The organism is Yimella lutea (assembly GCF_006715095.1).
GTDB lineage: Bacteria > Actinomycetota > Actinomycetes > Actinomycetales > Dermatophilaceae > Yimella > Yimella lutea.
In genome coordinates this window covers 897,056-921,245 of record NZ_VFMO01000001.1, presented here as the reverse complement: position 1 = coordinate 921,245, position 24,190 = coordinate 897,056, and the positions used below count along the sequence as shown (strand labels likewise).

Annotated in this window: 25 protein-coding genes and 1 pseudogene; 6 read left to right on the top strand and 20 right to left on the bottom strand. The window is 67.9% G+C overall.

The annotated features are described in order from the left end of the window. Window positions 1–6 precede the first annotated feature (6 nt). The 13 genes and pseudogenes from nuoK to FB459_RS04350 form a co-directional block, all read right to left on the bottom strand. Window positions 7–306 (bottom strand): NADH-quinone oxidoreductase subunit NuoK, encoded by a 300-nt coding sequence (gene nuoK, locus FB459_RS04410; RefSeq protein ID WP_129625259.1) that lies wholly within the window; start codon window positions 304–306, stop codon window positions 7–9. Continuing rightward, the gene (locus tag FB459_RS04405; RefSeq protein WP_141927589.1) at window positions 303–1,094 is read right to left on the bottom strand and encodes an NADH-quinone oxidoreductase subunit J; all 792 of its coding nucleotides are present in this window, start codon (window positions 1,092–1,094) and stop codon (window positions 303–305) included. Before FB459_RS04405 ends, nuoK begins: the two co-directional genes overlap by 4 nt. Next, window positions 1,091–1,771, bottom strand: a complete 681-nt coding sequence (gene nuoI, locus FB459_RS04400; protein WP_141927588.1) for an NADH-quinone oxidoreductase subunit NuoI — start codon at window positions 1,769–1,771, stop codon at window positions 1,091–1,093. The genes FB459_RS04405 and nuoI overlap by 4 nt, the downstream gene beginning before the upstream one ends. Next, window positions 1,764–3,156, bottom strand: a pseudogene (nuoH, locus tag FB459_RS04395) (NADH-quinone oxidoreductase subunit NuoH). Before nuoH ends, nuoI begins: the two are co-directional and overlap by 8 nt. After that, the gene (locus FB459_RS04390; protein ID WP_141929414.1) at window positions 3,157–5,637 is read right to left on the bottom strand and encodes an NADH-quinone oxidoreductase subunit G; all 2,481 of its coding nucleotides are present in this window, start codon (window positions 5,635–5,637) and stop codon (window positions 3,157–3,159) included. Then, a complete protein-coding gene (gene nuoF / locus FB459_RS04385; RefSeq protein ID WP_141927587.1) occupies window positions 5,637–6,953 on the bottom strand; it encodes an NADH-quinone oxidoreductase subunit NuoF in 1,317 nt (438 codons plus the stop codon). The genes FB459_RS04390 and nuoF overlap by 1 nt, the downstream gene beginning before the upstream one ends. Next, window positions 6,953–7,783: an NADH-quinone oxidoreductase subunit NuoE gene (gene nuoE, locus FB459_RS04380; protein WP_141927586.1), complete on the bottom strand. Its 831-nt coding sequence runs from the start codon at window positions 7,781–7,783 to the stop codon at window positions 6,953–6,955. The genes nuoF and nuoE overlap by 1 nt, the downstream gene beginning before the upstream one ends. Further along, window positions 7,783–9,135, bottom strand: coding sequence for an NADH-quinone oxidoreductase subunit D (locus tag FB459_RS04375; protein ID WP_141927585.1), 1,353 nt, complete (start codon window positions 9,133–9,135; stop codon window positions 7,783–7,785). The genes nuoE and FB459_RS04375 overlap by 1 nt, the downstream gene beginning before the upstream one ends. Continuing rightward, window positions 9,135–9,938: an NADH-quinone oxidoreductase subunit C gene (locus tag FB459_RS04370; RefSeq protein ID WP_425472284.1), complete on the bottom strand. Its 804-nt coding sequence runs from the start codon at window positions 9,936–9,938 to the stop codon at window positions 9,135–9,137. Before FB459_RS04370 ends, FB459_RS04375 begins: the two co-directional genes overlap by 1 nt. Continuing rightward, window positions 9,935–10,489: a NuoB/complex I 20 kDa subunit family protein gene (locus FB459_RS04365; RefSeq protein ID WP_129625251.1), complete on the bottom strand. Its 555-nt coding sequence runs from the start codon at window positions 10,487–10,489 to the stop codon at window positions 9,935–9,937. Before FB459_RS04365 ends, FB459_RS04370 begins: the two co-directional genes overlap by 4 nt. Window positions 10,490–10,499: 10 nt before the next feature. Continuing rightward, window positions 10,500–10,865 carry an NADH-quinone oxidoreductase subunit A gene (locus tag FB459_RS04360; RefSeq protein WP_141929412.1) on the bottom strand — a complete coding sequence of 122 codons (366 nt, stop codon included), beginning with the start codon at window positions 10,863–10,865 and terminating at the stop codon, window positions 10,500–10,502. Between the two features lie 64 nt (window positions 10,866–10,929). Next, the gene (locus FB459_RS04355; protein WP_141927584.1) at window positions 10,930–12,207 is read right to left on the bottom strand and encodes a geranylgeranyl reductase family protein; all 1,278 of its coding nucleotides are present in this window, start codon (window positions 12,205–12,207) and stop codon (window positions 10,930–10,932) included. Between the two features lie 261 nt (window positions 12,208–12,468). Further along, a complete protein-coding gene (locus tag FB459_RS04350; RefSeq protein WP_141927583.1) occupies window positions 12,469–13,161 on the bottom strand; it encodes a demethylmenaquinone methyltransferase in 693 nt (230 codons plus the stop codon). 61 nt (window positions 13,162–13,222) lie between these two features. Between FB459_RS04350 and FB459_RS04345 the strand changes: the two genes are divergently transcribed. Further along, window positions 13,223–14,503 (top strand): isochorismate synthase, encoded by a 1,281-nt coding sequence (locus tag FB459_RS04345; RefSeq protein ID WP_141927582.1) that lies wholly within the window; start codon window positions 13,223–13,225, stop codon window positions 14,501–14,503. Between the two features lie 528 nt (window positions 14,504–15,031). Here FB459_RS04345 and FB459_RS17150 read toward each other — a convergent pair. The 4 genes from FB459_RS17150 to FB459_RS04330 all read right to left on the bottom strand — a co-directional run bounded on the left by FB459_RS17150 (window position 15,032) and on the right by FB459_RS04330 (window position 18,324). Continuing rightward, entirely contained in the window at window positions 15,032–15,181 is a 150-nt protein-coding gene (locus FB459_RS17150; RefSeq protein WP_170221693.1) for a hypothetical protein, read from the bottom strand. A gap of 274 nt (window positions 15,182–15,455) precedes the next feature. After that, window positions 15,456–16,763, bottom strand: coding sequence for an ISL3 family transposase (locus FB459_RS04340; RefSeq protein WP_141927312.1), 1,308 nt, complete (start codon window positions 16,761–16,763; stop codon window positions 15,456–15,458). 469 nt (window positions 16,764–17,232) lie between these two features. Then, entirely contained in the window at window positions 17,233–17,565 is a 333-nt protein-coding gene (locus FB459_RS04335; RefSeq protein WP_141927581.1) for a hypothetical protein, read from the bottom strand. Window positions 17,566–17,916: 351 nt separating this feature from the next. After that, on the bottom strand, window positions 17,917–18,324 hold the full coding sequence (locus FB459_RS04330; RefSeq protein ID WP_141927580.1) for a hypothetical protein: 408 nt from the start codon (window positions 18,322–18,324) through the stop codon (window positions 17,917–17,919). A gap of 10 nt (window positions 18,325–18,334) precedes the next feature. Here FB459_RS04330 and FB459_RS04325 point away from each other — a divergent pair, with 10 nt between their 5' ends. The 4 genes from FB459_RS04325 to FB459_RS04315 all read left to right on the top strand — a co-directional run bounded on the left by FB459_RS04325 (window position 18,335) and on the right by FB459_RS04315 (window position 20,535). After that, window positions 18,335–18,541 (top strand): AfsR/SARP family transcriptional regulator, encoded by a 207-nt coding sequence (locus FB459_RS04325; RefSeq protein ID WP_141927579.1) that lies wholly within the window; start codon window positions 18,335–18,337, stop codon window positions 18,539–18,541. A 323-nt stretch (window positions 18,542–18,864) separates the two neighbouring features. After that, window positions 18,865–19,020: a hypothetical protein gene (locus FB459_RS17145; RefSeq protein WP_170221691.1), complete on the top strand. Its 156-nt coding sequence runs from the start codon at window positions 18,865–18,867 to the stop codon at window positions 19,018–19,020. A 124-nt stretch (window positions 19,021–19,144) separates the two neighbouring features. Next, window positions 19,145–19,684, top strand: a complete 540-nt coding sequence (locus FB459_RS04320; RefSeq protein ID WP_211345128.1) for a toxin-antitoxin system HicB family antitoxin — start codon at window positions 19,145–19,147, stop codon at window positions 19,682–19,684. A gap of 2 nt (window positions 19,685–19,686) precedes the next feature. After that, window positions 19,687–20,535 carry a DUF4097 family beta strand repeat-containing protein gene (locus FB459_RS04315; RefSeq protein WP_141927577.1) on the top strand — a complete coding sequence of 283 codons (849 nt, stop codon included), beginning with the start codon at window positions 19,687–19,689 and terminating at the stop codon, window positions 20,533–20,535. 69 nt (window positions 20,536–20,604) lie between these two features. On the opposite strand, the gene FB459_RS04310 is transcribed toward FB459_RS04315, so the two are convergent. Beyond that, window positions 20,605–21,174, bottom strand: a complete 570-nt coding sequence (locus FB459_RS04310) for a dienelactone hydrolase family protein (RefSeq protein ID WP_141927576.1) — start codon at window positions 21,172–21,174, stop codon at window positions 20,605–20,607. 92 nt (window positions 21,175–21,266) lie between these two features. Here FB459_RS04310 and FB459_RS04305 point away from each other — a divergent pair, with 92 nt between their 5' ends. Then, a complete protein-coding gene (locus tag FB459_RS04305) occupies window positions 21,267–21,512 on the top strand; it encodes a hypothetical protein (protein ID WP_211345127.1) in 246 nt (81 codons plus the stop codon). Between the two features lie 6 nt (window positions 21,513–21,518). Here FB459_RS04305 and menD read toward each other — a convergent pair whose 3' ends face one another. Then, window positions 21,519–23,252 carry a 2-succinyl-5-enolpyruvyl-6-hydroxy-3-cyclohexene-1-carboxylic-acid synthase gene (menD, locus tag FB459_RS04300; RefSeq protein ID WP_170221690.1) on the bottom strand — a complete coding sequence of 578 codons (1,734 nt, stop codon included), beginning with the start codon at window positions 23,250–23,252 and terminating at the stop codon, window positions 21,519–21,521. Window positions 23,253–23,256: 4 nt separating this feature from the next. Then, window positions 23,257–24,168, bottom strand: a complete 912-nt coding sequence (locus FB459_RS04295; protein WP_141927575.1) for an aldose 1-epimerase family protein — start codon at window positions 24,166–24,168, stop codon at window positions 23,257–23,259. Window positions 24,169–24,190 lie beyond the last annotated feature (22 nt).

Here is a 24,190-nt window from a genome sequence, read left to right as displayed (position 1 = left end):
GTTCCCTTAGAACTTCAGCAAGTTCGCGTCGTCGACGGAGGCCGAGCGGCGCGCCCGGAAGATCGCCATGATGATCGCCAGGCCGACCACGACCTCGGCGGCCGCGACCACCATCACGAACAGTGCGATGGCCTGCCCGTCGACCGTGCCGTGCATGCGCGCGAAGGTGACGAACGCCAGGTTCGCCGCGTTGAGCATCAGCTCGACGCCCATGAAGACGATGATCGCGTTGCGCCGCAGCAGCACCGTCGTCGCGCCGATCGCGAACAGGATCACCGACAGGTAGATGTAGACCATGGGGCTCATCGGTCCGTACCTCCGTCGTAACGAGTCATGTCGCCGGTCTCGCCCTCAAGCTCCTTGCTCGCGGCGACCAGCTCACTGGTAGAGGCCACCTGGCCACGGGCCTTGAGGACGCGCGACACCGACTTCTCGGCGATCGATCCGTCGGGCAGCAGTGCCGGGGTGTCGACCGCGTTGTGGCGGGCGTAGACACCCGGCACCGGCAGACCCGCGACGTCCTTGCCGCTCTTGATGCGAGCTCGCGACCAGTCGGCCTGGGTCGGCTTGGCGGTCAGGCGCTCACGGTGCGCGAGCACCATCGAGCCGAGGGCGGCGGTGATCAGCAGCGCCGAGGTGACCTCGAAGGTCCACACGTACTGGCCGAAGATCAGGTTCGCCATACTGCTGACGTTGCCCTGCTCGTTGACCTTGTCCAGGCCGGTGAACGGACCGAAGTTCGCCTTGGCGACCGCGGCGACGCCGAGTGCGGCCAGCGCGAGGCCCAGCAGCAGACCGGCGACCCGCTGACCCTTGATCGTCTCGACCAGGGAGTCGGAACTGTCGACACCGACCAGCATGACGACGAACAGGAACAGCATCATCACGGCGCCGGAGTACACGAAGATCTGGATGACACCCAGGAACTCGGCGTTCTGAGCGATGTAGAAGACACCCATCCCGACCATCGTCAGGGCCATCCCCATCGCGGCGTGCACCGCCTTGCGGGCGAACAACAGAGCGAGCGCACCGAAGACGGTCAGCGGTGCGAGGAAGAAGAAGAGCGTCGACTCGGCTCCACCGAGGTTGCTCACGGGCGTCCCTCCCCTGCGTAGCGGCCGGCCTCCCGGTGCTCGACCGGGGTTTCGTGGGGCTCGTCGACGACGGTGTCGCCGCCGCGCTGCTCGACCCACTCGCGCTGTTCGTCCGTGGCGCCCTGCACCTTGCCCTGGTAGTAGTCGCGCTCCTCCATGCCCTCGACCATCGGGTGCGGCGCGGGCAGCATGCCCGACAGCACCGGAGCCAGCAGCTGCTCCTTGGTGAAGATGAGGTCGGCGCGGTTGTTGGCGGCCAGTTCGTACTCGTTGGTCATCGTCAGCGCGCGCGTCGGGCAGGCCTCGATGCACAGGCCGCAGAAGATACAGCGCAGGTAGTTGATCTGGTAAACGCGGCCGTACCGTTCGCCGGGGCTGAAGCGCTCACCTTCGGCGTCATTGTTGTTCGCGCCTTCCACGAAGATCGCGTCGGCCGGGCAGGCCCACGCGCACAGCTCGCAGCCGACGCACTTCTCCAGCCCGTCCGGGTGACGGTTGAGCTGGTGACGCCCGTGGAAGCGCAGCTGGGTCGGCCGCTTCTCCTCCGGGTACTCCTGCGTCTCGATCTTGCGGAACATGGTTGCGAAGGTGACGCCGAAGCCCGCGATGGGCGCGAACAGGTCGGAGAGGAATCCGCCCTTCTCGCCGTCGTCGTCAGGCTTTTTCTGGTCAGCCACGGGACTCCTCCTGGAGGGTGGTGTCGGTGCTGTGGGCGCTCGACCGGACGCTCGAGGAGGTCAGGCTGGGCGCGGGTTCGACCAGGCGCTGGCCCGGCAGAGGCGGTACGGGGTGACCGCCGGCGAACGGATCGATCTCGTCCGGCACCTGCCGGACCTCGGTCTCCTTGCGTGCCTGCTTGGCATCCCAAGCCCATGCGGCACCGAGGACGGCGAGCGCGATCAGGCTGGTGACCAACAGCGTTGCCCGCGGGATGTCGAAGCCGGCGAAGGAGATCCGGTTGTCACCGAGGAAGCCGAGCTGGGAGGCGCGGATGAACGCGACCGCGACGACCCAGAGCAGGGTGACCGGGATGAGCAACCTTCCAGCCGAGCTTCATGAACTGGTCGTACCGGACACGCGGCAACGAACCACGCAGCCAGACGAAGAAGAACATGAACGTCCACAGCTTCAGGCTGAACCACAACAGGCCCCACCAGCCGCCGTTGAGCATGCCGTCACCGATCATCGAGATGAGCGGGGGCGCCTGCCAGCCGCCGAGGAACAGCGTGGTCGCCAACGCGGAGACGGTGAACATGTTGACGTACTCACCCAGGAAGAACATCGCGAACTTCAGTGAGGAGTACTCGGTGTGGAAACCACCGGTGAGCTCGCCCTCACCCTCGGCGAGGTCGAACGGTAGACGGTTGGTCTCACCGACCATGGTGATCAGGTAGACGAAGAAAGAGAAGAACGCCGGGATGATGTACCACAGGCTCTTCTGCGCGTAGACGATCTGACTGGTCGACATCGAGCCGGCGTACAGGAACACCGCGACCAGCGCGAGGCCCATCGCGATCTCGTAGGAGATGACCTGGGCCGAGGAACGCAGGCCACCCAGCAGCGGGTAGGTCGAACCGGAGGACCAACCGGCGAGCAGGATGCCGTACACACCCACACCCGCCACCGCGAGCACGAGCAGCACCGCCACCGGAGTGTCGGTCAGCTGCAGCGGGGTGCGGTGACCGAACATCCACACCTCGTTCGACAGCGGGATGACCGCGAACGCGACGAACGCCATCGCACCGGCGATCATCGGAGCCAGCATGAACATCAGCTTGTCGGCGTTCTTGGGGGTGACGTCTTCCTTCAGCGCCAGTTTCACACCGTCGGCCAGCGTCTGCAGCAAACCGAAGGGGCCGGCACGGTTCGGGCCCGGACGCTGCTGCATCCGGCCGATGACGCGACGCTCGAACCAGATGACGACCAGCGTGTTCACCAGCAGGAACACGAACAGCAGGACCGCCTTGACCAGCGACAGCCACCACGGGGTGTCGCTGAAGTCGGCCACCGGGTTGTCGGTGGCGGCCGGGACGGCCGTCAGGAGGTGAGCCACGGAGTTCACTCAGGCACCTGCCTTGCGCAGTGCGACGGCCGCACCGGCGTCGACGTCGAGCGTCGAACGCACCGTGCTTTCGTCGGAGTTGGTCGGCACCCAGACCACGTGGTCGGGCATGGCGGTGATCAACACCGGGAGGGTGATGGCACCGGACTTGGTGGAGACCTGCACCAGATCGCCGTCGACCACGCCCGCGCCGGACGCGGTGGCCTGCGACATGCGAGCCACCGCCGGACGGCGGGTGCCGGCCAGGAACGGTTCGCCGTCCTGGAGCACTCCGTTGTCGAGCAGCTGCGCCCAGGTGGCCAGGATCGCCTCGCCGACCAGCGGACGCGGGGCGCCGCCGGCCTTGGCACGCGGACGCACCGCGCGGGTGCCGGTCCACGGACCGAGTTCGTCCATCTCCGCGCGGATCTGGTCGATCGTGCGGGTGCCGAGGAACTCGCCCATCTCGGCGGCGAGCAGGTCGAGCACGCGGTAGTCGCTCATCGACTGGGTGTCGATCGCACGCTGGAACGGGCGGACGCGGCCTTCCCAGTTGACATAGGCGCCGGACTTCTCCTGCTGCGGGGCGACCGGCAGGATCACGTCGGCGTACTGCGCGACCTCGTTGTCGCGGATCTCCAAAGAGACCACGAACGCGTTGGTCAGACCCTGGCGAACGGTTCCCTGACCGGTGAGGTCGCGCGGGTCGACGCCGGCCACGACGAGCGCGGACAGGTCGCCGGACGCGGCAGCGGCCAGCATCGAGCCGGTGTCACGGCCCGGCGTCGAGGGCAGGTCGCCCTCGCCCCAGACGGTCGCGACCTGATCGCGGGCAGCGGCGTCGGTGACATCGCGGCCACCGGGCAGCAGGGTCGGGAACGCACCGACTTCGAGCGCACCGCGCTCCCCCGCGCGACGCGGGACCCAGGCCAGGCGGCCCTTCTTGGACGCGGCGAATGCGGCGGCCGCGGACAGCGCACCCGGCGAAGCGGCCATGCGCTCACCCACGAGCACGATCACGTCACCCTCGATCGGGTTCGACTTGGCCAGTTCGGTGTTGAGGTCGCCCAGGGCGTCCAGCACCTCCGCCTCGGTGCCCGGAGCGGTCGGCACCAACGTGCCACCCATCTTCTCCAGACCGCGGCTGGCGTAGGAGGCCAGCGAGAGCACGTTGACGTTGTTCTTGCGGAAGCCCTTGCGCAGGCGCAGGAACACGATCGGCGACTCGTCCTCGGGCTCGAAGCCCACGAGCACGACGTTCTTCGCGTTCTCCAGGTCGGCGTGCGTGACCGCGCCACCGGCGGGACCGGTCGCGACCACGGCGTGTGCCAGGAACTCGGCCTCCTCGGCCGAGTGCGGGCGGGCGCGGAAGTCGACGTCGTTGGTGTTGAGCACCAGACGGGCGAACTTGCCGTACGCGTACGCGTCCTCGGCCGACAGGCGGCCACCCGTCAGCACACCGACGCCCTGGGCGGCACGGGCCCTGGCGAGACCGTCCGCGGCGGCGGCGATGGCCTCGGGCCAGCCGGCGACGCGCAGTTCACCATTCTCGTCGCGCACCATCGGCGTCTCGAGGCGGTTCTTGGTGGCGTACTGGAAGGCCCAGCGACCCTTGTCGCAGTTCCATTCCTCGTTGACCAGGACGTCGTCCATCGCCATGCGGCGCAGCACCACACCGCGGCGCTGGTCGGTACGCAGCGAGCAACCGCTGGCGCAGTGCTCACACACGCTCGGCGTCGAGACCAGGTCGAACGGACGCGCGCGGAAGCGGTACATCGCGCTGGTCAGTGCACCCACCGGGCAGATCTGCACGGTGTTGCCGGAGAAGTAGCTCTCGAAGGGCTGCTCCTCGTAGATGCCGACCTGCTGCAGCGCACCACGCTCGATCAGGGCGATGAACGGGTCACCGGCGACCTGGTCGGAGAAGCGGGTGCAGCGGGCGCACAGCACGCAACGCTCACGGTCGAGCAGCACCTGGCTGGAGATGTTGATCGGCTTGGGGTAGGTGCGCTTGATGTCCTCGAAGCGCGACCGGGCGCGGCCGTTGCTCATCGCCTGGTTCTGCAGGGGGCACTCGCCGCCCTTGTCACACACCGGGCAGTCGAGCGGGTGGTTGAGCAGCAGCAGCTCCATGACGCCCTGCTGTGCCTTGTCGGCGACCGGGCTGGTCTGCTGCGTCTTGACCTCCATGCCGTCGCTGACCTCGAGGGTGCAGGACGCCTGCGGCTTCGGCATCGGCTTCAGCGAGCCGTCGGGACCCTTGGTCGAGACGTCGACCAGGCACTGGCGGCAGGCGCCGACCGGGTCGAGCAGCGGGTGGTCGCAGAAGCGCGGGATCTGGATGCCGAGCTTCTCCGCGGCGCGGATGACCAGCGTGCCCTTGGGCACGCTGACGTCCACGCCGTCGATGGTCAGGGTGATCTCGTCGGCCACGATCGGGGGCGCAGCGTTGCCGCCCTTGTCGACGGCGTTGCCGCCGGCCGAGGGAGAGGTGACGGTCATCATGCGGACACGGTCTCCTTCGTGTTGAACAGCACCGAGCGCTCGGGCGGGAACATCTCCCACCACGGCGTGTGCATACCGGCCTCGAACTCGTCGCGGAAGTACTTCACCGCGGAGGTGACCGGGCTGGTGGCTCCGTCGCCCAGAGCACAGAAGCTCCGGCCGAGGATGTTGTCGCAGATGTCGAGGAGCTTCTCGATGTCGTCCTGGGTGCCACGACCGTTCTCGAGGCGAGTCATGATCTGCTTCAGCCAGAACGTGCCCTCGCGGCACGGGGTGCACTTGCCGCAGGACTCGTGCGCGTAGAAGTCGATCCAGCGGCTGACGGCACGGACGACCGAGACGGTCTCGTCGAAGATCTGCAGGGCGCGGGTACCGAGCATCGAACCCTCGGCGGCCACCGACTCGAAGTCGAGCGGGACGTCCCAGTGCTTGTCGGTGAAGATCGGCGTGGACGAGCCACCCGGCGTCCAGAACTTCAGCTTGTGACCGCCCCGGATACCGCCGGCCATGTCGACGAGTTCGCGCAGGGTGATGCCCATCGGCGCCTCGTACTGACCCGGACGCGTGACGTGACCCGACAGCGAGAAGATGCCGAAACCGGTCGACTTCTCGGTGCCCATTGCCTTGAACCAGTCACTGCCGTGCAACAGGATCGGCGGCACGGACGCGATCGACTCGACGTTGTTGACGACGGTCGGACGCGCGTACAGACCGGCGACGGCCGGGAACGGCGGCTTCAGGCGCGGCTGGCCACGACGGCCCTCAAGCGAGTCGAGCAGCGCGGTCTCCTCACCACAGATGTAGGCACCGGCGCCGGCGTGCACGGTGACATCGAGATCGAACCCGGAGCCGTGGATGTTCTTGCCGAGGTGCCCGGCGGCGTACGCCTCCTCCACCGCGCGCAGCAGGCGCCGGTAGACGTGGACGACCTCACCGCGCAGGTAGATGAACGCGTGGTTGCAACCGATAGCGAACGACGTGATCGCCACACCCTCGATGAGGAAGTGCGGCGCGGCCATCATCAACGGGATGTCCTTGCAGGTGCCCGGCTCGGACTCGTCGGCGTTGACCACGAGGTAGCGGGGGCCGCCGTCCGGCTTGGGCAGGAAGCCCCACTTCATACCGGTCGGGAAGCCGGCGCCGCCGCGTCCGCGCAGGCCGGAGTCCTTCGTCATGTTGACGAGTTCTTCCTGGCTCATGCCGAACGCCTTCTTCAGCGCTTGGTAGCCCTCGTTGTCCTCGTAGGTCGCCAGGGTCCAGGACTGCGGTGCGTCCCAGAACTTGGTGAGGATCGGGGTCAGCGTCGTGGCCATCAGTTGTCACCCTTCGCGGACTCTGCGGTGCCATGACCTTCGGCGCCCGAGTGGGCCTCCCCCGGCTGCGGCTGGCGACCGCCGGCCTCGGCAGTGGCCTGGTGGTCGGAATCGACGTCCTGCGCGCTGCCCGGTGCGGTCCAGTTGTGCTGCTTGGCGACCTTCAGACCCTCCAGGGACGCGGGGCCCGCGCCGACACCCTCGTCCGCAAGGCCGTCGGAGAACCCGGCGAGCGTACGCGAGACCTGCTTGAAGGTGCAGACCTTGTTCGGGCCACGGCTCGGACGCACGTCCTTGCCGGCCCGCAGGTCGTCGGCGACCTGCTTGGTGGCCTCGGGGGTCATGTAGTCGAAGAACTCCCAGTTGGCCATGACCACCGGGGCGTAGTCGCACGCGGCATTGCACTCGACGCGTTCGAGGGTGATCCTGCCGTCGGGCGTCGTCTCGTCGTGGCCGATGCCGAGGTGCTCGGACAGTTCGTCGAAGATCTGGTCGCCGCCCATGATCGCGCACAGCGTGTTGGTGCAGACGCCGATCGTGTAGTCGCCGTTGGGGTGGCGCTTGTACTGGGTGTAGAACGTGGCCACACCCGACACCTCGGCGTCGGTGAGGTCGAGCTTCTCGGCGCAGAAGGTGACGCCGCGGCCGGTGATGTAACTGTCGACCGACTGGATCAGGTGCAGCATCGGCAGCAGCGCGGACCGCTTCTGCGGGTAGCGGGCCACGATCGCGTCGGCGTCGACGTGCAATTGAGCCAGCTGCTCGTCGGTGTACGGCTCGGCGCTGGCGTGCAGTGGGGTCTTCTCGTGGAGCGGGCTCTCGGCGCTCATCAGCGGTCGACGCCTCCCATCACAGGGTCGATCGAGGCAACGGCGACGATGACGTCGGCGACGGCGCCGCCCTCACTCATCGCGGCCGCGGCCTGCAGGTTGTTGAACGACGGGTCACGGAAGTGCACCCGGTGCGGACGCGTGCCGCCGGTGGAGACGACATGGCAGCCGAGTTCGCCCTTGGGCGATTCGATCGCGACGTAGGCCTGTCCTGCCGGCACCCGGAATCCTTCGGTGACCAGCTTGAAGTGGTGGATCAGCGACTCCATGGACTCGCCCATGATCTCGCGGATGTGGTCGAGGCTGTTGCCCTGACCGTCGCTGCCGACGGCCAGCTGCGCCGGCCAGGCGATCTTCTTGTCGGCGACCATGACCGGGCCCGGGTTGTTCTCCAAGCGCTCGATGGCCTGCTCGACGATGCGGATCGACTGGTACATCTCATCGATGCGCACCCGCAGTCGTCCGTAGGCGTCGCAGGTGTCGCGCACGGCGACCTCGAAGTCGTAGGTCTCGTAACCGCAGTACGGCTCGGTCTTGCGCAGGTCGTGCGGCAGACCCGCCGAGCGCAGGATCGGGCCGGTAATGCCGAGGGCCGTGCAGCCGGTGAGGTCGAGGTAGCCGACGTCGACCATGCGGCCCTTGAGGATCGGGTTCTCGTTCAGCAGCGCCTCGAGTTCGCCGATGCCCCTGCTCAGCTTCGGCAGCATCTCGCGCACTGCGTCGATGGTGCCGACCGGGAGATCCTGAGCCACACCGCCGGGACGGATATAAGCGTGGTTCATGCGCAGACCACTGACCATCTCGAAGATCCGCAGGATGCGCTCTCGCTCACGGAAGCCGATGGTCATGACGGTGGTCGCGCCGAGCTCCATCCCGCCGGTCGCCAGGGCAACCAGGTGGGAGGTGATCCGGTTGAACTCCATCATCATCACGCGGATGGTGTTGGCACGCTCCGGGATTTGGTCGGTGATGCCGAGCACCTTCTCGACCGCGAGGCAGTAAGCCGCCTCGTTGAACAGCGGCATCACGTAGTCCATACGCGTGCAGAACGTGACGCCCTGCACCCAGGTGCGGAACTCCATGTTCTTCTCGATGCCGGTGTGCAAGTAGCCGATTCCGGCGCGAGCCTCGGTGACGGTCTCGCCGTCGAGTTCGAGGATCAGGCGAAGGACGCCGTGCGTCGAGGGGTGCTGCGGACCCATGTTGACGACGATCCGCTCCTCGTTGAGGGCGGACGCCTCCTCGGCGACGGAGTCCCAGTCGCCGCCGGTCGCGTTGATGACCGGGGTGTCGTCGTCGACGTCGTGGTTCGAGGCGCCGAAGGGGTCGCGTTCGTTCGTGGCGGTCGACATCAGTTGTAGCTCCTGCGCTCGTCGGCCGGCGGAATGGTGGCGCCCTTGAACTCCACCGGGATTCCGCCGAGCGGGTAGTCCTTGCGCTGCGGGTGGCCGGGCCAGTCGTCCGGCATCAGGATGCGGGTCAGTGCGGGGTGACCGTCGAAGATCAGTCCGAACATGTCCCAGGTCTCGCGCTCGTGCCAGTCGGCACCGGGCCACACCGAGGTGATACTCGGGATGTGCGGGTTGCTCTCGGGGGCCGTCACCTCGAGGCGAATTCGCTTGCTGCCGTTGGTGATCGACAGCAGGTGGTAGACCGCGTGCAACTCCGCACCCGCCTCCTGCGGGTAGTGCACACCGGAAACACCGGCGCACATCTCGAAGCGCAGCGAGGGCTCGTCACGAAGCGTCTGCGCCACGATCGGCAGGTGCTCACGGGTCACGAAGAGGGTCAGTTCCCCGCGGTCGACCACAACTCGCTGGATCGCGTCGGCGAACGAGGCTCCCCCGCGTTTGTCGACCGCTGCAGCCAGATCGTCGGCGAGCTTGTCGAACCAGCCGCCGTACGGACGCTGCGCCTCGCCGGGAAAGAGCACCTTGCGCTCAAGACCGCCGTAACCGGTGGTGTCGTTGCCCATCGACGAGCCGAACATGCCCTGGCGCTTCGCGACGACGACGGGACCGCCGCCCTCGCGGGTGTCGAGGACGCGGCCGTCCTCCTGGGCGATTTCGGTCTCGGGCTTCTGCTCGGTGGGCGCCGGCACGACCGGGCCGTTCACCGGATCCTGGGGGACGTCCTTCTTCTCGTTGTCGTTCACGCGAGAAGGCCCTTCATCTGGTGGGTGGGGGTGGCTTGCATGGCGGCGCGCTCGGCGGCACGGGCGGCCTCGACGCGGTTGACGCCGAGCGGGCTCGACTGCACTTGCTTGTGCAGTTCGAGGATCGCGTTCAGCAGCATCTCCGGACGCGGCGGGCAACCGGGCAAATAGATGTCGACCGGGACGATGTGGTCGACACCCTGCACGATCGCGTAGTTGTTGAACATGCCGCCGGAGCTGGCGCACACGCCCATCGAGATGACCCACTTCGGCTCAGGCATCTGGTCGTAGACCTGGCGCACGACGGGAGCCATCTTCTGGCTGACACGGCCGGCGACGATCATCAGGTCGGCCTGGCGCGGGGTGGCTGAGAAGCGCTCCATACCGAAGCGGGCGATGTCGTAGTCGGGCGTGCCGACGGCCATCATCTCGATCGCGCAGCAAGCCAGACCGAAGGTGGCGGGCCACATCGAACTCTTGCGCATGTAGCCGGCGACGTTCTCGACGGTCGACAGCAGGAAGCCTGCGGGGAGCTTCTCTTCAATACCCATGTTTCGGACCTCAGTCCCAGTCGAGGCCGCCGCGGCGCCACACGTATGCGTAGGCCACGAAGACGGTCAGGATGAACAGCACCATTTCGACCAGGGCGAACAGGCCCATGCGGTCGAAGGAGACAGCGAACGGGTAGAGGAACACCGATTCGATGTCGAAGATGATGAAGAGCATCGCGGTCAGGTAGTACTTGACCGGGACGCGTCCGCCGCCGTCCGCGTGCGGGGTGGGCTGGATGCCGCACTCGTACGCGTCCGCCTTGGCGCGGTTGTATCGCTTCGGGCCGGCGAGTGCACCGGCGACGACCGAGAACACCGCGAAGAACAGACCGATGGCCGCGAAGAACAACAGCGGTGCATACGAGTAGTTCGTCATCCCTTGCATCGGGCCGACTCCTTCCAGGCGCTCATGATCGAGCGACGCTCCATGGTATTCACGCTCATGCTGCCGGGGTCACCCGTGTCAGGGCTGCCAGCAGCCGGTCGTCGGCGTTGCGGCCGTGGGTGTCACCGAGGTTTGCCATCAACTTCACCGCGAACCGCATCGTCGTCGCGCGGGGTACCGCGTACTTCACGGCCCAGCGCTCGAGGTGCGGGTTGCCGATCATCTTGGCGAACCAACGACCCATTGTGTAGTACCCACCCAGCGCGCCGCTCACGGCGTCCGGGTAGGAAGCCAGGACCTGCTCGCGACCGGCGGCATCGCAGCGCGCGAAGGCATGGACGACAACCTGCGCAGCGAGGCGGCCGGACTCCAGCGCGGCAGCGATGCCCTCGCCGGTGAACGGGTTGGTGCAGGCTCCTGCGTCGCCGACGAGCAACAGCCCGTCGGTGTACAACCGCCCGCGGGTCAGACCCGCCGGAAGGCGCGCGCCCTCGATCTCGCCCTGCATCGTGGAGTCGTCGAAGGTCCACTCGGACGGCATCGTCGCCACCCAGCGCTTCAGGGCGTTCGCGGCGTCGGCCGGCGCAATGTCCTCGCGAACGGTGAGTCCGACGGTGCTCGTGCCGTCGCCCAGGCCATGGATCCAGCCGCGGCCACGCATCGGCTCACCGCCGTCCGGCGTCGGGAGTTCGACCCAGGATTCCAGGTGGTCGTCGTTGCTGCGCGGACTGGTGTACGTGGCGCAGACCGCGTACATCTCGGGTTGCTCCGACTCGAGACCGGCCACTTGCGCCAGGACCGACCCGGCGCCGTCGGCCGCAATGACCAGCGGCGTGTCGAAGCCGACCTTCGCGCCCTCGTCGTCGATGCGCCGAGCCTCGACGCCGACGATCCTGCCGTTCGAGTCCGTGATCGGCCCGGTGACCTCGACCCCGTGCAGCACGCGGGCGCCCTCGGCCGCGGCATGCTCGGCGAGGGCCTGGGCGAGTTCGCGCCGGCTGCGCACGAAACCGTACGGCGGGAAGGCGGCCTCGTCCGGCCAGGCGACCTGCAGTCGCATGCCGCCACCGATGATCCGCACACCCTTGGTGCGCACCCATCCGTCGGTGGGGACGCCGAGGGTGATCAGTTCGCGAACCGCGCGCGGAGACAGAGCCTCGCCACGGTTGTTGCCGCGGTCGGTGTCGTCGGGGAAAGTGGCCTTCTCCAGCACCAGCACGTCGAGGCCGGCCTGGGCCAGGTGCGCTGCGGTCGCCGAACCTGCGGGGCCTGCGCCGACGACGATGACGTCAGCGGTTCCCTCCGCCGCATGATGCGGGGCAGCCTGGCTCACAGTGGGGTTCCTCGGTGCTTCTGGGTCTGCTTGTGAAGACGTTCACTAACCCGTGCACTCTACGTCGCAGCCCTCGAATTTCCCTACTAAGGCGATCCTAAACACCGCCGGTCGAGCTACATCCGCAACCGCCGCTGGTCGAGCCGCACCCTGCGAACGCCGCTGGCAGAGCCCACGCCTGACGAAGGAAGGCGTGCGCGCCGAAACCAAGGCGCCGACGGGACGAGAACCCGACCACGCGTGCTCCGGACCGCGAAGAAGTCAGGCCTTGGTGCCCCGGTGCAGCGCGACGATCCCGCCGGCGAGGTTCTTCCACTCCACGTCGCTCCAGCCGGCCTGCTGCAACTGCGCGCCCATCCCGGCCTGGTCGGGCCAGGCCTGGATCGACTCGGCCAGGTACACGTACGACTCGGCGTTCGATCCGACCGGCTTGGCGATGCGTGGCAGCGCACCCATCAAGTACTCGGAGTACACCTTGCGGAAAACCGGGTTCGTCGGCGTCGAGAACTCACAGATGAGGACGCGTCCGCCGGGCTTGGTGACGCGGTGGAACTCCGCGAGCGCCTTCACCGAGTTCTCGACATTCCGCAGACCGAAGCTCATCGTGACCGCGTCGAACGTGTTGTCCGGGAACGGCAGGTTCATCGCGTCCGCCGCGGTGAAGGCCATGTCGGCGCGACGCTTCTTGCCGACGCGCAGCATGCCGAGCGAGAAGTCGGCGGGCACGACCTGTGCACCGGCCGCCTCGAACGGCTCGCTCGACGTGCCGGTGCCGGCAGCGATGTCGAGGATGAGTTCGCCACGCTTGGGTGCGACGGCGTCCACCACCTGCTTGCGCCAGCGGCGGTCCTGCCCCATCGACATGACGTCGTTGGTGATGTCGTAGCGGGCTGCCACGTCATCGAACATCCGGGCGACGTCGGAGGGGCGCTTGTCGAGGCTGGCGCGATTCATGTGCCCATCTTGACGCACGCAGTGACCGTATTACTCGCCGGTCGGCGTACGCTCCTTGCTCGTGACCTTCCCGCTCGCCGACGCCACCCCGCCGACCCTGGTGGCCCGGACGACGCAGATCCCCGACCCGATCGACCTGTCGCTGCTGGTGCCCGACGACGTCGCGCCGCAGGACATCGTCTGCTGGTTGCGGGGCGGCGAAGGACTCATCGGCTGGGGCCGGGCCGCCTCGATCACCACCAGCGGTGCCGACCGGTTCGACGCCGCCACACAGTGGTGGCAGGACGTCGCCGCGAGCGCCGTGGTCCGCACCGATCTCGACCTCCCGGGCACGGGACCCATCGCATTCGGCACCTTCGCGTTCAGTCGCCGCTCGGGTCAGACCAGCACGCTGGTCGTGCCCGAGGTGGTCGTCGGACGACGGGAGGGCCGCTGCTGGATCACCCAGATCGCGACGGCCGACCGCTTGCCCGGTACCCCCGCCCGGGTGGAGCGCCACGAGCCGCGCACGACCGGTGAGACGGCCTTCGAATCAGGGTCCCTGAGCCGCGACGAGTGGGCGCACGCGGTCGCCGAGTCCGTGCAGCGCATCCAGCACGGCGACCTGGACAAGGTGGTCATGGCGCGCGACGTCGTGGCTCGCAGCGCAACCCCGATCGACCCGCGCCGGCTGCTGCACCGCCTGTCGCAGACCTACTCCAACACGTGGACCTTCGCCGTCGACGGCATGCTCGGGGCGACCCCGGAGATGCTGCTGCGCCGCGAGAAGGGCCTGGTCACCTCGCGTGTTCTCGCCGGCACCATCCGCCGCAGCGGCGACGACGAGCACGACCTCGGCCTGGCCGCCGGTTTGGCCCGGTCCTCCAAGGACCTCGAAGAACACGAGTACGCCGTGCGCTCGGTCGCCGAGGCGCTACGTCCGCACTGCAAGTCGATGAACGTGCCCGAGTCCCCGTTCGTGCTGCACCTGCCCAACGTGATGCACCTGGCCACCGACGTCACCGGCGTGCTGCGCAACGGCACGCCGTCACTGGCGCTCGCAGCCGCGCTGCACCCGTCCGCGGCGGTGTGCGGCACGCCGACCGGCATGGCAGCCGAGGTCATCCACGAACTCGAGCGGATGGACCGCGGACGCTACGCCGGCCCGGTCGGTTGGCTCGACGTCGATGGTGACGGCGAGTGGGGCATCGCCCTGCGCAGCGGCATGCTCGACCCCGAGGACCCCTGTCGAATAAGGCTTTTCGCCGGCTGCGGCATTGTCGCCGGAAGCATCCCCGAGGCCGAACTGGCCGAGTCGGACGCCAAGCTGCTGCCGATGCGCAGCGCCCTCGCCGACGACTGACCACCGCTGGTCGAGCCCTGCGGATGACGAAGGCTTGTACTGAGCCGTCGCGAGGCACGAGCGACGTGTCGAAGTGAATCCGCATGGGCCGAAACCACGGTGACCGCGAACGCCAACGCGGCCACACCCCGACGCTGGTCGAGCAAGCCCAGCGTTCTCGGAGGTTCTCCGACCGTGCCAGGTCGGTGACAGACCGGGCGCGCAGCTTGGTCTCAACGAGACCACGAGGAGCGTCATGCAGACCACGACAACCATGATCCTGTGATTCAGCACTGGGGCACTGCCCTCCCGGCGCCCACCGAAACCTTCGCGGTGCGCTCCCTCACGGACGGCGACGTCCTCACCGTCCACGAGGTCATGGGTGGGATGTCTGCGCAATCTGCGTACCTGCGTCTTCACACCGGCATCCAGCGGCTTCCGCTCCGCTTGGCGACCGCACTCGCACGGGTGGTGGACGGTGTTCAGCGATCGCACGTGGCACATGAGTCCGGCACCGGCCGGGCGATCGGTCTCGCGATGTGGGTCCGGTCATCGGACACCGACGAGGCCGAGATCGCGGTGATGATCGTCGACGACTGGCAGGGCCAGGACGTGGGGCGAGCGCTCGTCGTCGAGACAGCCCGCTCGGCGCACGCCGCCGGCGTCCGCCAGCTGTCGGCGGTCGTACTGTCTGAGCACCGCCGCATGCGGGCCTGCCTGACCCGTCTCGGCGCACTCTCCGACCCCAGCGACCCGACGATGCTGCGGCGCGTCGACCGACACCTCGCTCGGCAGGGGCCGCTTGCGCGAGTTGGGCATGGCCGCGCTCGGGGCTCTGCCTGTCGTCGGGCCGGAAGGAACCGTCATCGGTGGCGTCGCCGGCTTCACATATGGTGGTGGAGCAGGAGTAATCGCAAATGCAACGCTCGGCTGCAATCCGATCCAGGACTTCCAACAGCCCTTTTCAGGCTCATCACAAACCAGGGTGTAGCTGAGGTCTGAAGCCGCCGGTTTCGAGGAGGGATCGGGCGATGTAGTGGGCGAGGTTGCGGAAGCCGAGGGCCGACCCGCGTAGGTGCTCGAGGCGACCGTTGATCGCCTCCGTTGGTCCGTTGCTGGTGCCAGGCCGGTCGAAGTAGGCCAGCACGTCGGCGGACCGCTTGGTCAGGGTGCGGCCAAGGGTGGTGATCTCGGTCAAGGCCTTGGGCACACCGGTACTGATCGAATCGATGAGGGCGGTCATGAGCTTCTTGCCGGTGGCACGGTCGCGGTGCCGGTACGCCGCGATCATCCGCTGGTAGATGCCCCAGGTGCACTCAACTTCCACATGCTCCTCGACCGCGAACAACGCGGTGAGGCGGTCCTGCTGCCGGTCGGTGAGCAGGTCCGCTCCGGTATGCAGCGTGCGCCGCGCACGGTACAAAGGGTCACCGGCCCGACCCCGGTGGCCGTGCAGCTCGTGCTGGACCCGGCGCCGGCACTTGTCCAGGGCGTCACCGGCTAACCGGACGACATGAAACGGGTCCATCACCGTGGTCGCGTCCGGGAGTTCTTCGGTAGCAGCAGTTTTGAAGCCGGTGAACCCATCCATCGCGACGACCTGCACCGTCTCACGCCACGCTGGGTCACGGTCGGCGAGCCAAGTCTTGAACACGGCCTTGGATCGGCCGGGAACCATGTCTAACAACCGTGCTGGCCCGGTGCCGTCCTGGATCGGGGTCAGATCGATGATCACCGTGACGTACTTGTCGCCGTGCCGAGTGTGGCGCCAGACGTGTTCATCGACCCCGATCGCGGTGACACCTTCGAACCGGGCCGGGTCGTTGATCAACACCCGGTACCCCTCGGCGAGGACCGCGTCATTCGCGGTGTTCCAGGCAACGCCGAGTCCTTCAGCGACCCGGGCGACGGTCAGGTGCTGACACACGATCGCGGCAAGTGCCCACGCCATCGCACGCCGCGACAAGGTGGCTCGCGGTTCGGCCGCGAGGCTGGTGTCTTGGCGCCACACATGCCCACACTCGGTGCACCGGTACCGCCGTACCGTGACCAGCAGTGTCGTTGGTCGCCACCCGAACGGTTCGTGGGCCAACCGGCGGACCACGCTGCCCCGCGGGGTCCCTTCGCAGCCGCACCGGTGACACCACCGGTCATCCTCAACGACCCGGCACGTCAGCACCGCCCGGCCTGGTTCAAGACGTTGACCCGTCGCGAGGAGACCAAGCTCATCCAGGCGGCAGAACGTAGTCAGGTCAGGCGTCGTGAAGGTAGCGTTGTGCACGTCGAGGTCTTCCAGATGAGTTGCGTCAGAACTCTCATCATCGGGAGACCTCGACCCTCACCCCCGGACCGACGCGCCAGGAACTCCTACACCCTCATCTGTGATGAGCCCCTTACCTTTGGAGGATCGCAACTCAAACAATCGAATGAGGGCTTGGGGTCGCTCCTCCAAATATTGTCGCTCCCGCTTGCGATCGTCACATTATGGGGGGTTGTCCGCTACTTTCGCGTGTTATTCAACAGCATCGAAGATGGCGACGATACTAAGGATCGCGGCGAACGGTGATCGACTACGTCGGGACATGCGATCCCAGGCCTTGGGACGCTGTCTCTCACGCGACGCCCTCCCGACTCGCCGACCAGCTGACGGGGCTGGGTAGGGCGATCTCTGGGTGACACAAGGGGGCCATAACGCTGGTTGTAGCCCCTCATCCTGATGTGTGTGGAAGGTTTACTGACCGAACCCTCGATCAGGTGCCGGCCCGGTGCGGCGTGGGGGGTGCCGGCCACCCATTGGACCAGCCGTGCGCCGGACCGGTGCCGGCGGCCGGGAACCGAGGTCGCCCAGAAGTGCCGTGCGCTGCGGCCTGTTGGGCCTCGATCGCCTCTGCCGGCAGTTCCGGCGCGGGAGTGGTGCGCATCGACGAGGGGACGCGGCCGGCCTCGGCGTTATACCCGGCGCCGACCCGGACAGGCACGAGCTGCTGCTGGGTGACGGTTTGGCCGCGACCAAGGTCGACGAGTTCCTGGCGGGCGGCCTGCGCATCCTGCAGAGCGGGCACGGTGCGCTGGATCTGCTTCATCACCGCGTACCAGCCGCGAGTCCGGTCGCGGCCGCCGGCGCGGGTCGCGAGGTTCAGGTGTCGTGCTGCGAGCCCTGCTGAGCGGGAGCGGGGCAGAGTGCTGCCGTGCTACATCCCGGCCCCGGTGGTGTAGTCCTTCGGGCGGGGATCGAAGACACTCGGGCGTACTCGTCGGCGACCTTCCCCAGCCGGGACGCCTCGTGCGGGTCGGGGTGATGCACCGCGGCCAGGGCGAGCATCCCGCCGGCGGCGGCCGCGTGCGATCGCCACTGCTCAATGTCTTCGGGGTCGGTCGCCTCGACCTCGGCAGCGAACCGTTCTGCGTGGTGCTCGGCTTCGGCCAGGTGCTCCTCAACGTCGGTGGCGGGGTGGTCGACAACCGCCTCTTCTTCCCGTCACAGCGCGAGCGCTTCCCGCCGGGTCTCCGGGTGTTTCGTGGGGTGCCCACTGCTTCCGCAACGATGTCAGTGTCAGGTCCGGCGCGATCTTCGATTCGGCGATCGCGACCGAGTCGGTGTCGGCCAACGACACCGAGTACCCGGTGACGACGTCGCGGCCACCCTTACCCCACCGGGGCACCAGCTCGAAGCCGACCATCGCCGCGTTCCGCAACCACTCCGCCTCGGTCGGGGAACCGGCCGCGGTGCCGCGCAACACACGCTGCAGGTGCACCCGATCCAGGTCGACCGGACGAGTCGCGGGCCGTCCCGCCGCCTGGTCCTGGGCATTCAATTCGGCCCGTTCCTCGACGCGGCGCACCTCGGCCTGGATGTACGCACTGAACCCCGATCTGTGCCGCCGCGCCCTGGCCCTGTGGCAGGGGGACATCGCCTACGACAACGTGTCTGCCACCCTGGTCGGCCCCGAGCGGGTGCGGCTGGACGAGCTACGCCGTGGCGTTCGGACCACGCTGGTGAGCTTCCCTCTGGACGAGGACCGTCCAGGCGGCGCGGACAAGGACACGGGCCGCCGGTGACACCGAGGGAGCCATGGCCGAAGAGCACGCGGCGATGGCCCGGGCAGGCCACAGTGCCGGCGTGGTGCATAGGGTCACTGCCATCCCAAGGCCGCCCTGGCGCTGCTGCTGCACGCCGGCCGGCCGCAGGAGGCGCTCGACCTGCTCGAGGACTCCGCGTGCCAGGCAGGCTGACTCGGCGTGCGGCCGACGGCCACGATCGCCACGTACGCGGGTTGGGCGGCGCTGGCACTCGACCGGGTGGATGTGGCCACGAGGTGGTTCGCCGAGGCGATGGGCGGGCCCCGCTCTACGCGTCCGCCCCGGCCATGGGCGAGTGCTGCGTGGGAACGGCCGCCGCTCTCGCGCGCAGCGATCCCCGACCGGCGGCTGAGTTGCTCGGACTGGGGCACTGGCTGCTCGACCACGAGGAGACGGCGCTGCCTCCCACGCTGGCGGCACACGACGCCCGCGTCACCGGCCTGGTCGAGGCCCCATGACCCTCACGCACCTCGACTGCCGACCTCGTGATGACCCGCGTCCAGCAGATCGTCGGCGGCTCGGATTTTTCTGCCGCCCCCGAACCCTTGATGCTGACGCCATGTTGACGTCATAGTGATGTCTATGGACATCACTCCGTACATCGAAGGAATGCGGCAGGACCTGCTCGCTGCCGCCCGTGCCGCCGGGGAGGACGGCGAGAAGTTCGTCGCCGAACGCCTCTCGTACGCCATCGACGCATCCGCGCGACTGGCCATCATGGAGGCGGTCAGCGCCGCTGCCGCCGAGATCACGGCCAAGATGCCGTCGGGTTCGGTCGATGTGAAACTGGTCGGTCGCGACCTCGACTTCGCGATCAACGCGCCGCTGCCGAGTCCGCCCACTCCCCCGTCGCCCCCTCACCTGGACAAGGACGCCGAACCCGAGGACGAAGGCGGCCTGGCCCGCGTCACGGTACGCCTGCCCGAGGCGGTCAAGGCCAAGGCCGAGGCTCGCGCCGAGGCTGCCAACCAGTCGCTGAACACGTGGATCGTCAACGCAATTCGCGTTTCCACGATCAAGGACGGGTTTCAGATGGACCCCAGCGAACTGATCAACCACTTCCTCGGTCAGGACCCGTTCACCGGACGAAAGGGCAGCCGACACATGAAGGGGTGGAACTGATCATGCGACACGAACAGTTCGAGGCCCGCGAACCTGTCGAGCTGTACGTGGAGATCCAGGGCGGCTCGGTCCACCTGGACGCCACGAGATCCACCGACGTCTCGGTCGAGATCGAAGGCACTCACGCGGACGAGGTGCTGGTCGAGCAGCGCGGTCGCTCGCTGCGCGTGGTCACCCCGCGGCCGCGGGGCCTGGGCGGCGGACGCGAATGGGCCGTCGACCTGCGCATCCACGTTCCGGGCGACAGTGACGTCATCGTGCAGTCAGGTAGCGCGCCGGTGACCCAGCAGGGTGAGCTGCGCTCGATGCAGTGCAAGGCCGGATCAGGCCACGTGGTGCTCGACCGGGTCCGACGCGAGACCCTCGTCGACACCGGTTCGGGCCGGATCACGGTGGCTCACCTGCAGGGCGACGCCCGACTGCGCACCGGGTCCGGTGGCGTCCGAGCCGGACGCCTCGACGGCGAGGCGATCATCGCCACCGGCTCCGGCGACGTCAGCATCAGCGACTTGTTCGGCGAACTCTCGTTCAAGGCCGGCTCCGGAAGCCTGTCGATCGAGGGGGCTCGGGGCAAGGTGCGGGGACGCACCGGCAGTGGCGACGTGTCCGTAAGTCGCCTCCAGCACGGCGAGATCGATGCCAAGACCGGCAGTGGTTCGGTCAGCGTGCACGTCCCCGAAGGCACTCCGGTCTGGACGGACGTGGTCTCCGGACGTCCGGTGGAGTCGACGCTGCCTTCCGCCGGCGAACCGGCCCCCGGCCAAGACTTCGTCAAGCTCAGCGCTCGCACCGGCAGCGGCACCGTCCGCCTTGCACCGAGCGAGAGTTCGGATCACCACGAGCACGTCTGAACAACCCGAAAGTCCGCAGAATCGGCGAGTCGGTCTACTGGTTCTGCGGACTTTTCGTTGCCGGAGCGCTCAGTCAAGCCCGCCAAGGAAGGCCTTGGCCCGCTCCATGAGCAAGGCTGCCGCCTGCGGGTCGTAGGCGTCGAGAGAACTGTCGGCGAACAGGTGCTGATCGCCCGGGTAGACGAACAGCTCTGCATTGGACTCAGATTCGGTGAGCTCACGTGCTGCGGGCAGGTCCTCGTCGAAGTACTCGTCGCCTTCCTTGCCGTGGATCTGCACGGGCAGCCCGGCCGGCCACGCTCCGAACTCGCTGGCCGGCAGGCAGGAGTACATGAACAGCGCGCCGCGTGCGCCGGATCGGGTCTGGGCCAGCTGCTGGGCGATCGCCACACCGAACGAGAAGCCCGCATACACGAGATCGGTTCCGTACTCCTGGGCAGCAGCGACGCCTCGCTCGCCCAACTCCTCGAACCCCACCTCCTTCGCATAGGCGAAGCCGTCCTCGATGCTGGGGAATGTCCGCCCCTCGAACAGGTCGGGTGAGTGCACCGTGTGCCCGGCCTCGCGTAGCTCGTCGGCAAAAGCACGGACGCCGTCGGTCAGGCCCTGGATGTGGTGGTAGAGCAGCACGTCGGTCATGAGAAGCAGCTTTCTCGAGGCAATGATCCACATTTTTGGAACGTTCGACGATGCTAGTCTGACCGGCCGAACCCGCCGCCGATCGCGGCGCAATGCCGCTGGACTTCAACGATTTCGCGGTCGCCGCGCAGGAATCCGGCCCCGCCTACGAACGCGGCAAGCTGTGGGGCTTCATCCGGCACGCCCGCCTTTCCCAGGACCAGGCGTCGCAGTTCTGGCACCGGATGGCTGAACTCGTCGAGGAGTTCGACCGGATGCCGCGCTCGGGTGACACGGTGTACGGATTCGCCATCGGCGTGTATCCGACGGATCACCCGTCTCTGCCATCGGCCGACTGAGCGCGATCAGTCCAGTTCGGCCAGCGCGTGTCGGGCGACCTCCGCAAGACGTTCGTGCAGAGGACGCTCGGCAGAACGCTCGATGCGTACCTCCAGCACCCGAACCCCCTTGCTGGGGTTGGCGATTCGATCGGCGAGCGTGTCGCGGTCGGTGATGAGCTCGTACTGCGTGCTGCGCGCCCGACACACCAGCTCGAGGTTGGCGCCGGTCGGCGTTCCGAAGATGCGCTCGAAGGAATCGGTCAAGTGGTCCTGGCCCGGCTCCAAGGTGCTGAAGATGCCACCGCCGTCGTCGTTCAGCACGACGATCGTCAAGTCCGGCTTGTCGTTGTCCGGGCCGATCAGCAACGCGTTGCCGTCGTGCAGGAACGTGAGATCGCCCATCAGTGCGTACGTCGGTCGTTCCGGACGCGAGAGCGCGACGCCCGCGGCGGTCGACACCATGCCGTCGATGCCTGCCAAACCGCGATTGGCTACCGAAACCACCTCTCGCGCAATGCGATTGGGGTTTCGCGCAAGATCGAGGTCTCGGACGATGTTGGACGGGCCGATCACGATCGCAGAGCCGTCGGGCAGGTTGTGCACCACCGTCCGGGCGACGGTCATGCCGGAAGGCCAGCTGCCCTCGATGAGCGGTGTCGCGGCCTCGGACAGCGCAGTGCTGGCACGACGCCACCGGGCGCTCCACGCGCGGTCCGCGCAACTGGCGACCGCCGTCCGGCTGCGCTCGATGTCCTCCCACGCGTGCACGCGGCGGGTGTGGTGACTCGAGCCCGCCCACGAGGTGCCGGCGGTGACGACCTCGACCGAGACGTCCGGATGGCGCAGCAGTTTGCCCACCTCCCGATCGAGGGTGGTGCGTCCGGCCACAAGGACGCGTTCTGGCCGGTTGCGCTCCAGCCATTCGGTGGCACGCAGGATCAGCGCCCCGTGCGGGGTGACCCGTCCACGGTGGTACTGACCGAACGGTTCGGCGATGACCGGCCAGCCCGCCGCGTCCGCGAGCTCGGCGACCTCGGCGGCCATCGACGGCTCGGGCAGGTCACCCAGCACGACCAGCGTGCGCGGCACGGGGGCGATGCCGGGCCCGGCAGCCACAGCGCGGTGGCTGTCGACCTGGCGGATGTTGAGCCAGGACTCACCGCGCGGCAGACCGCTGAGGTCCTCCGGCCAACCCTCACTGTCGACGTCCGGCACCAATGGGGCGCGCAGCGGAATGTTCAGGTGCACCGGCCCGGCGTCGCCCGCGGGTATGCCGGTCGCTTCGGCGAGGGCACGTCCGACGATCGAACGCCACCAATCCTGTTGACCCGCACGCCTTTCGGGTACGCCGAACTCGTAGAACCAGCGGGTGGAGTTGCCGAAGATCTTCACCTGGTCGGTGGTCTGGTTGGCACCGACAGCGCGCATCTCCGGCGGCCGGTCGGCCGAGAGGACGAGCATCGGCACATGGGCATGGTGCGCCTCGAGGACGGCCGGGTGCAGGTTGGCCACCGCGGTGCCGCTGGTGGTGATGATCGGCACCGGGATCCGACGGATCTTCGCCATGCCGAGGGCGAGGAACCCCGCCGACCGTTCGTCGATGCGCACGTGCAGCCGAAGTCGTCCGGCCTTCTCGGCCTCGAGCGCGGCGTACGCCAGCGGCGCCGATCGGGAGCCGGGAGCCAGGACGATGTCACGTACGCCGTGCCGGACGAGCTCGTCGATCAGCACGGTCGCGAAGGCCATGGAGGGGTTCACGGCGTCATTCTCCCGTAACGCCCCACGACGCCGACCAGGTCTGTCCGGGTTGCAGCTCGATGAGGCCCTCGCCGGTGTTGAAAGCGTTGGCCGGACAGGTCATCGGCTCGACCGCGACGCCGGTGCGCCGAGCGTTACCATCGGGCAGCGAGTCACCGGTGAAGGCTTGCGCGTAGCCGAACGCGTCCGCATCGGCCCAGAGCGTCGTCGCGTGTTCGTCGGTCCGTACCGTGATGCGCCAGTGACCGTCCTCCGCGCGCAGATCGGTGTACGCGTGATCCAGCTGCGTATCGGCGATCGGCCGCGCGGTCGAGAAGTCGAGCTCGGCCGGCACGGGCGCGGTGCCCGTCGGGATGAGGCGGTCGTCCACGTCGATGACGGTGCCGGCAGGCAGTTCGAGGATCAGCTGGTCGACCGTGTCCTCCCCGGCCGTGAGGTAGGGGTGTGCGCCGTAACCGAAGGGCACCGCTGCACGGCCGGCGTTCGTTGCAGCAGGCGTGACGGTGAGGCCGTCCTCGCCGATCGAGTACGTGACGGTCAGCTCGAGCATCCCATCCCAACCCTGTTGCGGCAGCAGCGAATAACCGACGACCACTCGATCGTCACTCTGCTCCACCAGGTGCCAGGTCGCCCAACGGGTGAGTCCGTGGGAGGCGTTCGATCGTGCCGGTTCGGACAGCGCCAACTGCTGCTCCTTGCCCGCGTAGGTGTACTTGCCGTCTCGAATACGGTTGGGCCACGGCATCAGGTGCTGACCCCGTCCGGCATCGGCCTTTGCGTCGACCGGGTAGCCGTGCAGCAGTGGCCTTCCACCCGAGCGGTATTCGCGGATTCCTCCACCCGCCTGGACGACGACGAGTTCCTGGTCGTGGGCCTTCAGGGTCCATTGCTGCCCGCTGGGTGCGCGATCACTCATGACGCCCAATCAAGCACATCGC

Excerpts from the sequence above, each read along its gene's own strand:
- nuoK (WP_129625259.1), bottom strand. The coding sequence starts at position 306 with ATGAGCCCCATGGTCTACATCTACCTGTCGGTGATCCTGTTCGCGATC.
- FB459_RS04390 (WP_141929414.1), bottom strand. The coding sequence starts at position 5,637 with ATGACCGTCACCTCTCCCTCGGCCGGCGGCAACGCCGTCGACAAGGGC.
- nuoF (WP_141927587.1), bottom strand. The coding sequence starts at position 6,953 with ATGGCCACGACGCTGACCCCGATCCTCACCAAGTTCTGGGACGCACCG.
- nuoE (WP_141927586.1), bottom strand. The coding sequence starts at position 7,783 with ATGAGCGCCGAGAGCCCGCTCCACGAGAAGACCCCACTGCACGCCAGC.
- FB459_RS04375 (WP_141927585.1), bottom strand. The coding sequence starts at position 9,135 with ATGTCGACCGCCACGAACGAACGCGACCCCTTCGGCGCCTCGAACCAC.
- FB459_RS04365 (WP_129625251.1), bottom strand. The coding sequence starts at position 10,489 with ATGGGTATTGAAGAGAAGCTCCCCGCAGGCTTCCTGCTGTCGACCGTC.
- FB459_RS04360 (WP_141929412.1), bottom strand. The coding sequence starts at position 10,865 with ATGACGAACTACTCGTATGCACCGCTGTTGTTCTTCGCGGCCATCGGT.
- FB459_RS04350 (WP_141927583.1), bottom strand. The coding sequence starts at position 13,161 with ATGAATCGCGCCAGCCTCGACAAGCGCCCCTCCGACGTCGCCCGGATG.
- FB459_RS04335 (WP_141927581.1), bottom strand. The coding sequence starts at position 17,565 with ATGAAGCAGATCCAGCGCACCGTGCCCGCTCTGCAGGATGCGCAGGCC.
- FB459_RS04325 (WP_141927579.1), top strand. The coding sequence starts at position 18,335 with ATGTACGCACTGAACCCCGATCTGTGCCGCCGCGCCCTGGCCCTGTGG.
- FB459_RS04320 (WP_211345128.1), top strand. The coding sequence starts at position 19,145 with ATGGACATCACTCCGTACATCGAAGGAATGCGGCAGGACCTGCTCGCT.
- FB459_RS04315 (WP_141927577.1), top strand. The coding sequence starts at position 19,687 with ATGCGACACGAACAGTTCGAGGCCCGCGAACCTGTCGAGCTGTACGTG.
- FB459_RS04310 (WP_141927576.1), bottom strand. The coding sequence starts at position 21,174 with ATGACCGACGTGCTGCTCTACCACCACATCCAGGGCCTGACCGACGGC.
- FB459_RS04305 (WP_211345127.1), top strand. The coding sequence starts at position 21,267 with ATGCCGCTGGACTTCAACGATTTCGCGGTCGCCGCGCAGGAATCCGGC.
- FB459_RS04295 (WP_141927575.1), bottom strand. The coding sequence starts at position 24,168 with ATGAGTGATCGCGCACCCAGCGGGCAGCAATGGACCCTGAAGGCCCAC.